Genomic DNA, 12,956 nt, shown 5'->3' with positions numbered 1-12,956 from the left:
CCCCAAGCAATCTCGCTGGCGTCCAAGGACGCTACCGATCTGCAAAGCGTTAGATGAGTGAAGACGACATTTCGCCGAAAACTTGCGCTTGAGTTCGCAAGATTTTACCTTGACGACACTAACTGCCAGTGAAAACAGTTAATGCAGTCTACTTCTATCACTTTCCCAATTTTTTAAAGAACAGTTCTGATCAAAGACCAGACATCAACGTTTCACTTCCCATTACGTCGGGTAGTAAACGCTCATGTCTGAGCTTTTTAAGCAATCGCGTTAGCGGTAGGTGGAGATGGTGGAGCCAAGGAGGATCGAACTCCTGACCTCCTGCGTGCAAGGCAGGCGCTCTCCCAGCTGAGCTATGGCCCCATCGATTGGTGGGTCTGGGCAGATTCGAACTGCCGACCTCACCCTTATCAGGGGTGCGCTCTAACCAACTGAGCTACAGACCCAATCGTCTTACCTTGAGTCTAACTAACTCAATTGCTCTTCTATCAGTGAATCAAGCAATTCGTGTGGGTGCTTGCCAGCAAGCTGACATCTTTCGATTAAGGAGGTGATCCAGCCGCAGGTTCCCCTACGGCTACCTTGTTACGACTTCACCCCAGTCATGAATCACTCCGTGGTAACCGTCCTCCCGAAGGTTAGACTAGCTACTTCTGGAGCAACCCACTCCCATGGTGTGACGGGCGGTGTGTACAAGGCCCGGGAACGTATTCACCGTGACGTTCTGATTCACGATTACTAGCGATTCCGACTTCACGCAGTCGAGTTGCAGACTGCGATCCGGACTACGATCGGTTTTATGGGATTAGCTCCACCTCGCGGCTTGGCAACCCTTTGTACCGACCATTGTAGCACGTGTGTAGCCCTGGCCGTAAGGGCCATGATGACTTGACGTCATCCCCACCTTCCTCCGGTTTGTCACCGGCAGTCTCCTTAGAGTGCCCACCATAACGTGCTGGTAACTAAGGACAAGGGTTGCGCTCGTTACGGGACTTAACCCAACATCTCACGACACGAGCTGACGACAGCCATGCAGCACCTGTGTCTGAGCTCCCGAAGGCACCAATCCATCTCTGGAAAGTTCTCAGCATGTCAAGGCCAGGTAAGGTTCTTCGCGTTGCTTCGAATTAAACCACATGCTCCACCGCTTGTGCGGGCCCCCGTCAATTCATTTGAGTTTTAACCTTGCGGCCGTACTCCCCAGGCGGTCAACTTAATGCGTTAGCTGCGCCACTAAGATCTCAAGGATCCCAACGGCTAGTTGACATCGTTTACGGCGTGGACTACCAGGGTATCTAATCCTGTTTGCTCCCCACGCTTTCGCACCTCAGTGTCAGTGTTAGTCCAGGTAGTCGCCTTCGCCACTGGTGTTCCTTCCAATATCTACGCATTTCACCGCTACACTGGAAATTCCACTACCCTCTACCACACTCTAGCCAGACAGTTTTGGATGCAGTTCCCAGGTTGAGCCCGGGGATTTCACATCCAACTTATCAAGCCACCTACGCGCGCTTTACGCCCAGTAATTCCGATTAACGCTTGCACCCTTCGTATTACCGCGGCTGCTGGCACGAAGTTAGCCGGTGCTTATTCTGTTGGTAACGTCAAAACTCACAGGTATTCGCTATGAGCCCTTCCTCCCAACTTAAAGTGCTTTACGACCCGAGGGCCTTCTTCACACACGCGGCATGGCTGGATCAGGCTTTCGCCCATTGTCCAATATTCCCCACTGCTGCCTCCCGTAGGAGTCTGGACCGTGTCTCAGTTCCAGTGTGACTGATCATCCTCTCAGACCAGTTACGGATCGTCGCCTTGGTAGGCCGTTACCCTACCAACTAGCTAATCCGACCTAGGCTCATCTAATAGCGTGAGGTCCGAAGATCCCCCACTTTCTCCCGTAGGACGTATGCGGTATTAGCGTTCCTTTCGAAACGTTGTCCCCCACTACTAGGCAGATTCCTAGGCATTACTCACCCGTCCGCCGCTGAATCAGAGAGCAAGCTCTCTTCATCCGCTCGACTTGCATGTGTTAGGCCTGCCGCCAGCGTTCAATCTGAGCCATGATCAAACTCTTCAGTTAAGTAGACTGATCGGGTTTTGAGAAAACCCTAAACTTGGCTCAGCAATCGCAAAAAACTCATGAATTCACGAGTTACTTGTGTTGCTGATAATCTTGCGACATCAGACTTATCTCACAAGCACCCACACGAATTGCTTGATTCAACTTGTTAAAGAGCAGTGGCTGCGACCGTGTCGCTAACCGAGGCGCGCATTCTACGCTAGCCTCACATCCTGTCAAGCGTTGATTTGAACTTTTTCGTTTCAACTCAACCACTTGCGCTTGCCTGACCGGTCTAACCAATCTCGGCAGCGGGAGGCGAATCCTACAGCATCCTGAGACGCTGTCAACCCCTCCCTTTCACTCTGTTACCGCCCGAAGGCGTTAACCTAGCGGCGAAGACTCCGTAGACCCCTCGCCCGGCTCAGACCTAAGTGCTTGATTTTCAAGCCGCTTCAGCATCTGCGCCGGAAGTGGGGCGCATTATAGGGGAGTTTCAGGACAGGTCAACAGGTTATTTTCAGAAAGGCCAAAAAAAAGAAAGGGGCTGCTTGCGCAGCCCCTTTCTTATAGACCTCCAGATGCCGTCAGGCGCGGCCGATACGGCGATTGCGCCAGAGGGTGGTGAAGGGCCCGGAGACCGCGTAGGCCAGGAAGCCCAGCAATAGAACGCGCGGCGGGTCGGTGAAGACCACGGCAAAGACCAGGACCGCGATCAGGATGACCACGAAGGGCACACGCCCTTTCAGGCCCAGGGTCTTGAAGCTCCAGTACTTGAAGTTGCTGACCATGAGCATGCCGGCAGCAGCGACCATCAGGGCTACCAGCAGGGACAGCTTGGACCCCTGGATGCCGAAATCACTGAAGCACCAGACGGTACCGGCCACCAGGGCGGCTGCCGAGGGACTGGCCAGGCCGATGAAATAGCGCTTATCCACCGAGCCGATCTGGGTATTGAAGCGGGCAAGGCGCAACGCGGCACCCGCTACATAGATAAAGGCGACGGCCCAGCCAACATTACCCAGGCCGCTCAGGGCCCACTGGAAGGCCAGAATGGCCGGAGCCACGCCGAAGGCGACCATGTCGGAAAGCGAATCGTACTGCTCACCGAAGGCGCTCTGGGTGTTGGTCATGCGGGCGACCCGGCCATCAAGGCCATCGAGCACCATGGCGATGAAGATGGCGGCGGCCGCAGCCGAGAAGCCAGCGGAGGCGATCTCGTACTGCCCCTGAATAAAGGCGGTCTGAGCCGCGACACCCTTGATGATCGAATAGAGACCGGCAAAGAGGGCCGCAGTGGTGAAGAGATTGGGCAGCAGGTACACGCCACGGCGTCTGATCTTGCGACCCTGGGCGTCCTGCGTCTCCTCGATGTGCTCATCTACGGGGATGAGGCCATCGGTGGTGGTATTGGACGGGGTTTCTTCGGGACGCTCGCTCATGGATTTTCCTTGGGCATTACCTGACGGGTTGGACTGACCTCTTGAGGATAGGGTTCAGCCTAACCTCTCATGCTAAGGCATTGCCGGGGTCGTGGGCAGTGCAATAAAAAACGCGGCCGAGGCCGCGTCTTTACCGTTCGTTACAGGGCTGGCGCCCTGCTCGATCAGTTCTTGGTCTTGTCGACAATCTTGTTCGACGCGATCCAAGGCATCATGGCACGCAGCTTCTCGCCGACCTGTTCGATCGGGTGAGCCGCGTTGTTGCGACGGTAGGCGGTCATGGAAGCGTAGTTGGACGCACCCTCGGCCACGAACATCTTGGCGTATTCGCCGTTCTGGATGCGCTTGAGCGCATTCTTCATGGCGGCGCGCGACTCGGCGTTGATCACCTCGGGGCCGGTCACGTACTCGCCGTACTCGGCGTTGTTGGAGATCGAGTAGTTCATGTTGGCGATGCCGCCTTCGTACATGAGGTCAACGATCAGCTTCAGTTCGTGCAGGCACTCGAAGTAGGCCATTTCCGGGGCATAACCCGCTTCGACCAGGGTTTCGAAACCGGCCTTGACCAGCTCGACCGCACCACCGCACAGCACGGCCTGCTCGCCGAACAGGTCGGTTTCGGTCTCGTCCTTGAAGGTGGTTTCAATGATGCCGGTACGGCCGCCGCCGACGCCGCAGGCGTAGGACAGGGCGACGTTCTTGGCATTACCGGAGGCGTCCTGGTGGACGGCGACCAGATCAGGAATGCCACCGCCTTTGACGAACTCGGAGCGCACGGTGTGACCCGGGGCCTTGGGGGCGATCATGATGACGTCTAGGTCAGCGCGGGGCACGACCTGGTTGTAGTGAATGGCGAAACCATGAGCGAAAGCCAGGGTGGCACCCTGCTTCAGGTTCGGCTCAATCTCGTCCTTGTACAGCTTGGACTGGAATTCGTCGGGGGTCAGGATCATGACCACGTCGGCGGAAGCCACAGCGTCCTTTACCGGCTTGACGGTCAGGCCATGGGCTTCGGCCTTGGCGACAGTGGCCGAGCCGCTGCGCAGACCAACGACGACATCGACGCCGGAGTCTTTCAGGTTGCAGGCGTGGGCGTGGCCCTGGGAGCCGTAGCCGATGATGGCGACCTTCTTGCCCTGGATGATGGAAAGGTCACAGTCTTTATCGTAGTAAACGCGCATTGCAGGTTCTCCTGGAAAAGGGGGTATCAGATGCTCAGGGCTTTGTCGCCACGGGAAATTCCGGTCACGCCGCTACGTACCACCTCGAGGATGGACGCGGCGCCGATCGCCTGGATGAAGCTGTCGATCTTCTCGCTGGTGCCCGCCAGCTGAATGGTATACACGCTGCTGCCGACATCGACGATCTGGCCGCGAAAGATATCGGTGGTGCGCTTGACCTCGGCACGCTGGGCACCGGTGGCCTTGACCTTGATCAGCAGGAGTTCACGCTCGATGTGAGCGCTCTCGGACAGGTTGACCAGCTTCACCACCTCGATGAGCTTGTTGAGGTTCTTGGTGATCTGCTCGACCGTCTCTTCCTGGCCGATGGTGGTCAGGGTCAGGCGCGACAGGGTCGGATCCTCGGTCGCGGCAACCGTGAGACTTTCGATGTTGTAGTTGCGCTGGGAGAACAGGCCGACCACACGGGACAGGGCGCCGGGCTCGTTTTCCAGCAGCAGGGAGATGATGTGTCTCATGTTCAGGTCCGCTCCGTCTTGCTCAGCCACATGTCGCGCATCGCGCCATCCTTGATCTGCATCGGGTAGACGTGTTCGGTGTTGTCCACGGCGATGTCGAGGAAGACCAGGCGATCCTTCATGGCGAAGGCTTCGGCCATCATCGGCTTGAGGTCTTCCAGACGCTGGATGCGCATGCCGACGTGGCCATAGGCCTCGGCCAGCTTGACGAAGTCCGGCAGGGATTCCATGTAGGAGTGGGAGTAGCGGCTGCTGTACTGCATGTCCTGCCACTGGCGGACCATGCCCAGGGCGCCATTGTTGAGGCAGATGATCTTCACCGGCAGGTCATACTGCATGCAGGTGGAGAGCTCCTGGATGTTCATCTGCACGCTGCCTTCGCCGGTGACGCAGGCGACGTCGGCGTCCGGGAAGTTGAGCTTGACGCCCATCGCCGCCGGGAAGCCGAAGCCCATGGTGCCCAGGCCGCCGGAGTTGATCCAGCGATTGGGCTTGTCGTACAGGTAGTACTGGGCGGCGAACATCTGGTGCTGGCCGACATCGGAGGTGATGTAGGCATCGCCCGCGGTCACGTCGTACAGGGTCTCAATGACAGTCTGCGGCTTGATGATGCTGCCGTCGCCCTTGTCATAGGGGAACATGCCACGGTTACCGCGCCACTCTTCGATCTGCTTCCACCAGGTAGCCTGACTCTCGGCGTGCGGCTTCTCGCTCAGCTCGCGCACCACGGCGACCATCTCGGCGAGGACGCTGTCCACCGGACCGACAATGGGTACATCGGCCTTGATGGTCTTGGAGATGGACGCCGGATCGATGTCGACGTGGATGATCTTGGCATTCGGGCAAAAGCGTTTGGCGCCGTTGATGACGCGGTCATCGAAGCGCGCACCGACGGCGAGGATGACGTCGCTGTGGTGCATGGCCAGGTTGGCCGGGTAACTGCCGTGCATGCCGAGCATGCCGAGGAACTGGCGATCGCTGCCCGGGTAGGCGCCCAATCCCATCAGGGTATTGGTGACCGGCAGGTTGAGCAGGCGTGCCAGCTCGGTGAGGGCGCCCGAGGCACCGCCCAGGATGACGCCGCCACCGGCATAGAGGATCGGCCGCTTGGCTGCCACCAGCATCTCGACCGCCTTGCGGATCTGTCCGGAGTGGCCGCGTTGCGCCGGATTGTAGGAGCGTAGCTTGATCTTCTTGGGATAGACGTATTCGAATTTCTTGGTCGGATCGCCCATGTCCTTGGGAATGTCGACCACTACCGGACCGGGGCGGCCGGACTCGGCGAGATAGAAGGCCTTCTTGAGGACTTCGGGGATCTCGGAAGGGTGCTTGATGATGAAGCTGTGCTTCACGATCGGCCGGGAGATACCGACCATGTCGGTTTCCTGGAAGGCATCGGTGCCCACCATGTTGCTCGGTACCTGACCGGACAGGACCACCATGGGGATGGAGTCCATGTAGGCGGTGGCGATACCGGTGACGGCGTTGGTCGCCCCGGGACCCGAGGTCACCAGGACCACGCCAGCCTTGCCGGTGGCACGAGCATAGCCATCGGCCATGTGGGTGGCGGCCTGTTCGTGGCGAACCAGGATGTGGTTGAGCGCCGGTTCCTTGAACAGGGCGTCGTAGATGTGCAGCAGGGCACCGCCCGGGTACCCGTAGATGTGTTTCACGCCCTCGTCGCGCAAGAAGCGGACGACCATCTCAGCGCCAGTTAATAGCTCCACGTATCACCTCATTCCACGCATGGCGAGCGCCCATCGGTGGACGCTCAAGGTTCGGTTGACTGCAAGGCAGAGCATGGGCGACGGTGGTCACCGACGATTCAGCTGCCTAGAAAGCCTTGTTGGAAGATTCCGATGAATGCTGGAGCTTCCACCCGACGCGAGGTAACGCGGTGCAGGGTATTTGACTGTGGCGGCGCGGGTAGGCACCTCATGGTCTGCCGAGCAGTCAGCTTTGGGCCGACTCGCTACAGCGAACTTTGGATTGTTCGCATTCGACCGGTGCAAGTCAAGCCGAAAGGTGCAACCAGGCGCAATCGGCTGTCGGCGATCAAGGCTGATGAAAAGGACGACGCCACCTCTTATAGTGAAGTCCTGTCCTCTCCCCTTCCAGGATTCCCATGCGCTCGATCTTCTGGCTATCCGCTCTGGCTTTCGCCTGCAGCCTGTCCGCCCAGGCCGCTCAGGTCTACAAGTGGACCGACGACAAGGGCGTCACCCACTTCAGTGCCCAGCCACCCGAAGGCCAGAAGGCCAACGAGGTGGACGTGAAGACGGCGCCGCAGATCAATGGCAGTGGCAGCGCACCCACCTACAAGATGCCCAATGGCGCCCAGCAGCCGTCGGTGTCCAATGATGCCCAGCAACAGGAGCTGGATCGCCGGGTGAAGGCGCAAGTGCGCGAGGAGCAGAACAAGCTCAAGGAGCAGTGCGATCAGGCGCGCCAGAATCTGGCACAGCTGCGCAACAACCCGCGCATCCTGGTTCAGTCCGGTCGCGGCGAGACGCGGCGGCTGAGCGAGGAAGAGCGTCAGCAGCGACTGGCCGACACCCAGTTGTCCATCGAGCAGAATTGCGGCAAATAACTCAGACGCTTTCGATGAGCCGATCGAATTCGGCCAGGGAAGCGAGCAGGGGCAACACCGGATCGAGGTTGCCCTGGTAGACCATCTCGGCCATCGGCCGGATGCTCGACCGCGCTGGCAGTACCGCGTCGCTTTCGATGATCAGCTTCATCCGCGGCAGGAAGATCCACTGCAGCCACTGGGCGAAGCTCAGGGTATCGACGCAGAAAGGCTCCTGACTGGCCAGGGCCTCGGCGCTGGGCGCCTGCGCCGACCACCAGCCAAGCAGGCGCAATTCGCGCTCGATGTGCAGCAGTTGATCGGCCAGGGCAGGCAGGCGCTCGTCCATCAGGTACCCACCTGGGCCTTCTGCCGGGCCAGGGCGGCGCCGGACGCATCGCCCTGGGCCTCTCGGGCCTGGGCGATCAGCTGCCAGAGACTGGCCTGCAGAGCCGGCCGGCCATTGGCGTAGCTCAGGGCGCGGCGCGCCAGCTGCTCACCCTGGGCGGGGTCGTTCTGGGCCAGACGCACCTGGGCCAGGCGATAGAGCACCTGAGGCTCACGAGGCGCGATGCGCTGGGCACGCTCAAGACTCGAGGACGCGCCGTTGAGATCGCCACCGCTCTGCTGCTGCTGCGCGGTGGTCAGCAAGGCCAGCACCGGGCCATCGAGCTGCTCGTCGGCCGCCAGGCCACCACCACTGGTGTTGCTTGCGGAGGGTATGCCGGTGGGCGCCGTACGGGTGGCCGGGGAGCCAGCCTGACTGGCAGGGGGATAGACCGGCTGAGCGTAGCCGGACTGCACCGGCGCCTGGGCGGCCGGCGCATTGGGGCTGGACGAGGTGATCAGCGGCGCGGAGGCGGCGGGCGCGGCATAGGTCTCCAATGGCGCGGAACTGCCGCCCGGCACCATGACCGTCACCCCGGAATCGGCCGGAGCGCTAGGCGCCGCAGCCACCGGTGCCTGGCGCTGCGCCGGCAAGGGGCGATTGTTGCCCTGGCGATAGAGCTCGCCGTTGGACACCGGGCCGCCGGAATCGACTACCGGGATGGCACCACGCTGCGGCGCGGCGCAACCGGCGAGAAGAACACCGGCGATCACTACCGGCCAGACTGCTTTCGTCACCTTGGAACCTCTCAATTCAACCAACCCTTGACCCAGTCCATGACCGGATTGCCGCCGTTGCCGTTCCCGCTGGCAGCAGGCGCAGCCGGCGCGCCACAGGCAACACCGGGCGGCGGCTCACTGCCGCGAATATAAGGCATCTGTACGGCATTGGGACACGAGGGGTCAGTGCCGCGGCCGGTGGTGGCATCCACCCAGGCCTGGACGATGTTGTCCGGCACCGGCATGTCCAGGGAGACCGGATCGGCACGGCGCATGAAGTTGCTCCAGACCTGCAGGGCGCCAGTGGCACCGGTCAGCGGCGTCTTGCCGTTGTCGTCACGTCCCAGCCAGACCACTGCCAGCAGATCCTGGCTGAAGCCGGAGAACCAGCTGTCGCGGGAATCGTTGGTGGTGCCGGTCTTGCCCGCCAGATTCACGCTGGTGGGAATCTGGTTGTAGACCGAACGCCCGGTGCCCTCGCGCATCACCCGCTGCATGGCGTACTGCACCAGGTAGATGGCGCCGGTATCGAAGCGCTGCTCGATCTGGAAGGGATAGCGCTTGAGCGGCTCGCCATTGGCATCGAGCACGCTGCGGATACTGCGCAGCGGGGTATTGAAGCCACCATTGGCCAGCGTCTGGTACATGGTAGCCACTTCCATGGGCGTCAGGGCGCCGGCACCGAGCAGGGTCGCCGGATAAGGCGGCAAGGCGCGGCTCACACCCAGGCGCTCGACGGTCTTGAGCACCTTGGGCAGCCCCAGGTCCAGGCCCAGGCGGGCCGTGGACAGGTTGTAGGAGTGCGCCAGCCCCTGGTAGAGGAAGATGGTGCCGTGCGCCTTGTGCTCATAGTTCTGCGGCCGCCAGACCTGGCCGTCGGCACCCTTTACCGAGAAGGGCTCGTCTTGGATCAGGGTGGTCAGGGTGTACTTGCTGGGCCGCTCCAGGGCAGTGAGGTAGACCGCCGGCTTGATCAGCGAGCCAACCTGACGGACCGCATCGAGTGCCCGGTTGTAGCCGGCGAAGCGCGGATCGCGACCGCCGAGCAGGGCCTGGACCTCACCGGTTTCCGGATTGGTCACCACCATGGCCGACTCGACGTTTTCCGCGCCCTTGCGGCCGTCGATGCGTTTCATGGACTCGGCCATGGCCGCCTCGGCCTTGGTCTGCAGGATGGGGTCGAAGCTGGTGAAGATGCGCAGGCCTTCCTCGGTGAGGTCTTCGTCGCGGTAGTCCTGCTTGAGCTGGCGCTTGACCAGGTCGACGAAGGCCGGGAAGGAGCTGTTGGTCAGGCTGCCGGCTTTGGTGATGCCCAGTGGCCGAGCCTTGGCCGCCTCGGCTTCGGTGGCGCTGACCACGCCCTGCTCGGCCATGAGGTCGAGTACCAGGTTGCGGCGGGTCGTGGCACGCTCGGGGTAGCGGCGCGGATTGTAGTAGGACGGGCCCTTCACCAGGCCGACCAGCAGGGCGACCTGATGCAGCTTCAGCTCGCTGAAGGGCTGCCCGAAGAAGTACTGCGCGGCCAGACCGAAGCCATGGATGGCGCGCGAACCGTCCTGGCCGAGGAACACCTCGTTGAGATAGGCCTCCAGGATTTCCTGCTTGCTGTAGTGCAGCTCCAGGAGCAGGGCCATCAGCGCTTCGGTGCCCTTGCGGGTGATGCTGCGCTCGTTGGTGAGATAGAAATTCTTGACCAGCTGCTGGGTCAGGGTGCTGCCGCCCTGGCGTACCTGACCGCTGGTGGCGTTGACCCAGACGGCGCGCGCGATGGACTTGGGCGAGACACCATGGTGATGCCAGAACTCCCGGTCTTCCACGGCTACCAAGCCATCGACCAGATGCGGTGGGGCCTGGTCGAGCTTGATGAGAATGCGGTCTTCGTTGTGCGCCGGATAGATGCCACCGATCATCAGCGGCTCCAGACGAGCCACGGCGAGGTTGCTGCCGTCCAGGGCACTGACACCCGAAACGGTGCCACCGGCGAAGCGAACCCGGATCGCTCGGGGTGGCTCCATTCCTTCATAGAACTGGAACCCACGGGTATTCAGATCGACCGTGGAGGCGCCCACAGAGACGCTGCCAGGGCCGTCCACGGTCTTTTCGCGGCGATAGCCGAGGGCATCGAGTTCGGTGAGGAAGTCGTCGCGGCTGAGCTTGACGCCATTGAACAACTCCAGCGGCCGGGCATAGACCTTGGCCGGAATGGTCCAACGTTTGCCAGAGAATTTTTCCTGGACCACGGCATCCAGATAGATGCACACGCCAGCCAGGGCTACCAGCGCGACCAGACCGAGCTTGACTGCCCAACCGGACAGACGGCGCCAATCAAAGGTCTTGCGCTTGCGGGAACGAGAGGATCGGGGTCGCTTCATGGCGGCGCATTATACGCACTTGCCCGGTAGCCGACACAGGCCAGCCAGCGCTTCGTCAGCTGCGGTTCAAGGGAGCCTCCGGCGGGATCGCGGCTTGCGTGGGCAGCCCTGGCAGCGATAATGCCGGCAACCATTCCCTACAAGGACCGCCCGTGAGCCAGCTCCTGATTTCCGCCCTGCAGAACCCGGCGCTCTATCCCCACCCCACTTCGGCGTTCCGCGTCATCGAAACCCATATTTCCTGGGTCGTGCTGACGGGCGAGGTCGCCTACAAGATCAAGAAGCCGGTGAACTTCGGTTTTCTGGACTTCACCGACCTGGATGCCCGAGGTCACTTCTGCCGGGAAGAGCTGCGGCTCAACCAGCGCCTGACACGGGATCTCTACCAGGACGTGGTGGCCATCACCGGTACTGAAAGCGCCCCCCGGCTGGGTGGCGACGGTCCGGTCATCGAATACGCCCTGCGCATGCGCGAATTCCCCCAGAGCCAGCTGCTCAGCGAAGTGCAGAAGCGCGGAGAGCTTAGCCCCGCGCACATCGACGCGCTGGCCGAGCAGATCGCCCGCTTCCATCAGGTGGCGCCCCAGGTCGCGATCGAGCATCCGCTGTGCACCCCGAATGCCGCCATGGCGCCGGTGCGGCAAAACTTCGAGCAGATCCGCGCCATGTTGAGCGAAGCGGCTGACCTCAGGCAGCTGGACCAGCTCGAAGCCTGGGCCGAAGCCAGCTACGCCCGCCTGCTGCCACTGTTCGAGGCACGCTGCCGTGACGGCTACATCCGCGAATGCCACGGCGACATCCACCTGGCCAATGCCACCCTGCTCGATGGCGAGGTGGTGCTGTTCGACTGCATCGAGTTCAACGAACCCTTCCGCCTGACCGACACCATGGGCGATGCCGGCTTCCTGGCCATGGACCTGGAGGACCGCGGCCTCGCGGCGCTGAGCAACAGATTCGTCAACGCCTACTTCGAGGCGACCGGCGACTACGCCGGCTTGGCCTTGCTGGACTTCTACAAGGCCTATCGCGCCATGGTGCGCGCCAAGATCGCCCTGTTCCGCCTGGGCCAGGCCGAGGAGCCGGCTCTGCGCGCCGAGATCCTTGCCAGCTATCGCAGCTACACGGCGCTGGCCGAAGGCTATACCCAGGTGCCCCAGCCCTTCGCGGCGGTGATGCACGGGGTCTCGGGCATCGGCAAGAGCACCGTGGCCCTGGCCCTGGTCGAGGCGCTTGGCGCCATACGCCTGAGATCCGACGTCGAACGCAAGCGACTCTATGCCGACAGCGACGAGGCCACCCGCTACAGCGCGGCGGCGGGCGAAGCCACCTATGGCCGCCTGCACGAGATCGGCGCCCAGGTGCTGGCGGCCGGCTATCCGCTGGTACTCGACGCGACCTACCTCAAGCAGGTGCAACGGACGGCGGCCCAGACGCTGGCGGAAGCCCAGGGTGTCCCGCTGTTGTTCATCGATTGCCAGGCGGACGACGCGCTCATCGCACAATGGTTGCAGGAGCGCCAGGCCGAAGGAACGGACCCTTCCGAAGCCACCCTCGCGGTTGTAGCGGCGCAGCGTCAGGCGCAGGATCCGCTGGAGCCTGCCGAGCAGGATCGCGCGCTGATCGTGGCGCTGGGTCAGGCCGGACAGCTGGAGGCCCTGCCGGCTCGCCTGCTGCGCCGCCTGGGTCGCGCCGAGGCCTGATCGCGACC

9 protein-coding genes, 2 tRNA genes and 1 rRNA gene are annotated in these 12,956 nt (G+C 61.7%); 2 read left to right on the top strand and 10 right to left on the bottom strand.

Features of this window, described 5'->3' with window-relative positions; all coding sequences use genetic code 11:
* Positions 1-287: 287 nt before the first annotated feature.
* The 7 genes from ACWPW1_RS02885 to ACWPW1_RS02855 all read right to left on the bottom strand — a co-directional run bounded on the left by ACWPW1_RS02885 (position 288) and on the right by ACWPW1_RS02855 (position 6,927).
* Positions 288-363 (bottom strand) — tRNA-Ala (locus tag ACWPW1_RS02885).
* A gap of 6 nt (positions 364-369) precedes the next feature.
* Positions 370-446 (bottom strand) — tRNA-Ile (locus ACWPW1_RS02880).
* Between the two features lie 97 nt (positions 447-543).
* Positions 544-2,080: ribosomal RNA gene (locus ACWPW1_RS02875) — 16S ribosomal RNA — on the bottom strand.
* A gap of 566 nt (positions 2,081-2,646) precedes the next feature.
* Positions 2,647-3,501 (bottom strand): CDP-diacylglycerol--serine O-phosphatidyltransferase, encoded by an 855-nt coding sequence (gene pssA, locus ACWPW1_RS02870; protein ID WP_059313351.1) that lies wholly within the window; start codon positions 3,499-3,501, stop codon positions 2,647-2,649.
* A 164-nt stretch (positions 3,502-3,665) separates the two neighbouring features.
* Positions 3,666-4,682, bottom strand: coding sequence for a ketol-acid reductoisomerase (ilvC, locus tag ACWPW1_RS02865; RefSeq protein WP_007159689.1), 1,017 nt, complete (start codon positions 4,680-4,682; stop codon positions 3,666-3,668).
* 26 nt (positions 4,683-4,708) lie between these two features.
* Positions 4,709-5,200 (bottom strand): acetolactate synthase small subunit, encoded by a 492-nt coding sequence (gene ilvN, locus ACWPW1_RS02860; RefSeq protein ID WP_007159690.1) that lies wholly within the window; start codon positions 5,198-5,200, stop codon positions 4,709-4,711.
* Between the two features lie 2 nt (positions 5,201-5,202).
* Positions 5,203-6,927, bottom strand: coding sequence for an acetolactate synthase 3 large subunit (locus ACWPW1_RS02855; protein WP_059313350.1), 1,725 nt, complete (start codon positions 6,925-6,927; stop codon positions 5,203-5,205).
* 398 nt (positions 6,928-7,325) lie between these two features.
* On the opposite strand from ACWPW1_RS02855, the gene ACWPW1_RS02850 reads away from it, so the two are divergent.
* Positions 7,326-7,790 carry a DUF4124 domain-containing protein gene (locus tag ACWPW1_RS02850; protein ID WP_059313349.1) on the top strand — a complete coding sequence of 155 codons (465 nt, stop codon included), beginning with the start codon at positions 7,326-7,328 and terminating at the stop codon, positions 7,788-7,790.
* Position 7,791: 1 nt separating this feature from the next.
* On the opposite strand, the gene ACWPW1_RS02845 is transcribed toward ACWPW1_RS02850, so the two are convergent.
* Genes ACWPW1_RS02845 through mrcB form a run of 3 tightly spaced genes read right to left on the bottom strand, consistent with a single transcriptional unit; the run spans position 7,792 to position 11,248 of the window.
* On the bottom strand, positions 7,792-8,118 hold the full coding sequence (locus ACWPW1_RS02845; protein WP_059313348.1) for a YqcC family protein: 327 nt from the start codon (positions 8,116-8,118) through the stop codon (positions 7,792-7,794).
* Complete coding sequence (locus ACWPW1_RS02840; RefSeq protein WP_059313347.1) at positions 8,118-8,894, bottom strand: tetratricopeptide repeat protein; 777 nt, start codon at positions 8,892-8,894, stop codon at positions 8,118-8,120. The genes ACWPW1_RS02845 and ACWPW1_RS02840 overlap by 1 nt, the downstream gene beginning before the upstream one ends.
* 11 nt (positions 8,895-8,905) lie before the next feature.
* The gene (gene mrcB / locus ACWPW1_RS02835; protein ID WP_454252316.1) at positions 8,906-11,248 is read right to left on the bottom strand and encodes a penicillin-binding protein 1B; all 2,343 of its coding nucleotides are present in this window, start codon (positions 11,246-11,248) and stop codon (positions 8,906-8,908) included.
* A 152-nt stretch (positions 11,249-11,400) separates the two neighbouring features.
* Between mrcB and ACWPW1_RS02830 the strand changes: the two genes are divergently transcribed.
* A complete protein-coding gene (locus tag ACWPW1_RS02830) occupies positions 11,401-12,948 on the top strand; it encodes an AAA family ATPase (protein ID WP_434775655.1) in 1,548 nt (515 codons plus the stop codon).
* Positions 12,949-12,956 lie beyond the last annotated feature (8 nt).

Source organism: Pseudomonas sp. Marseille-Q7302, assembly GCF_965111925.1.
This window is presented reverse-complemented; position numbering and strand designations above follow the sequence as displayed.

Bases quoted from the DNA above. Each gene is read 5' to 3' on its own strand.
- ACWPW1_RS02850 (WP_059313349.1), top strand. From the start codon at position 7,326: ATGCGCTCGATCTTCTGGCTATCCGCTCTGGCTTTCGCCTGCAGCCTG.
- mrcB (WP_454252316.1), bottom strand. From the start codon at position 11,248: ATGAAGCGACCCCGATCCTCTCGTTCCCGCAAGCGCAAGACCTTTGAT.
- ilvC (WP_007159689.1), bottom strand. From the start codon at position 4,682: ATGCGCGTTTACTACGATAAAGACTGTGACCTTTCCATCATCCAGGGC.
- ilvN (WP_007159690.1), bottom strand. From the start codon at position 5,200: ATGAGACACATCATCTCCCTGCTGCTGGAAAACGAGCCCGGCGCCCTG.
- ACWPW1_RS02845 (WP_059313348.1), bottom strand. From the start codon at position 8,118: ATGGACGAGCGCCTGCCTGCCCTGGCCGATCAACTGCTGCACATCGAG.
- pssA (WP_059313351.1), bottom strand. From the start codon at position 3,501: ATGAGCGAGCGTCCCGAAGAAACCCCGTCCAATACCACCACCGATGGC.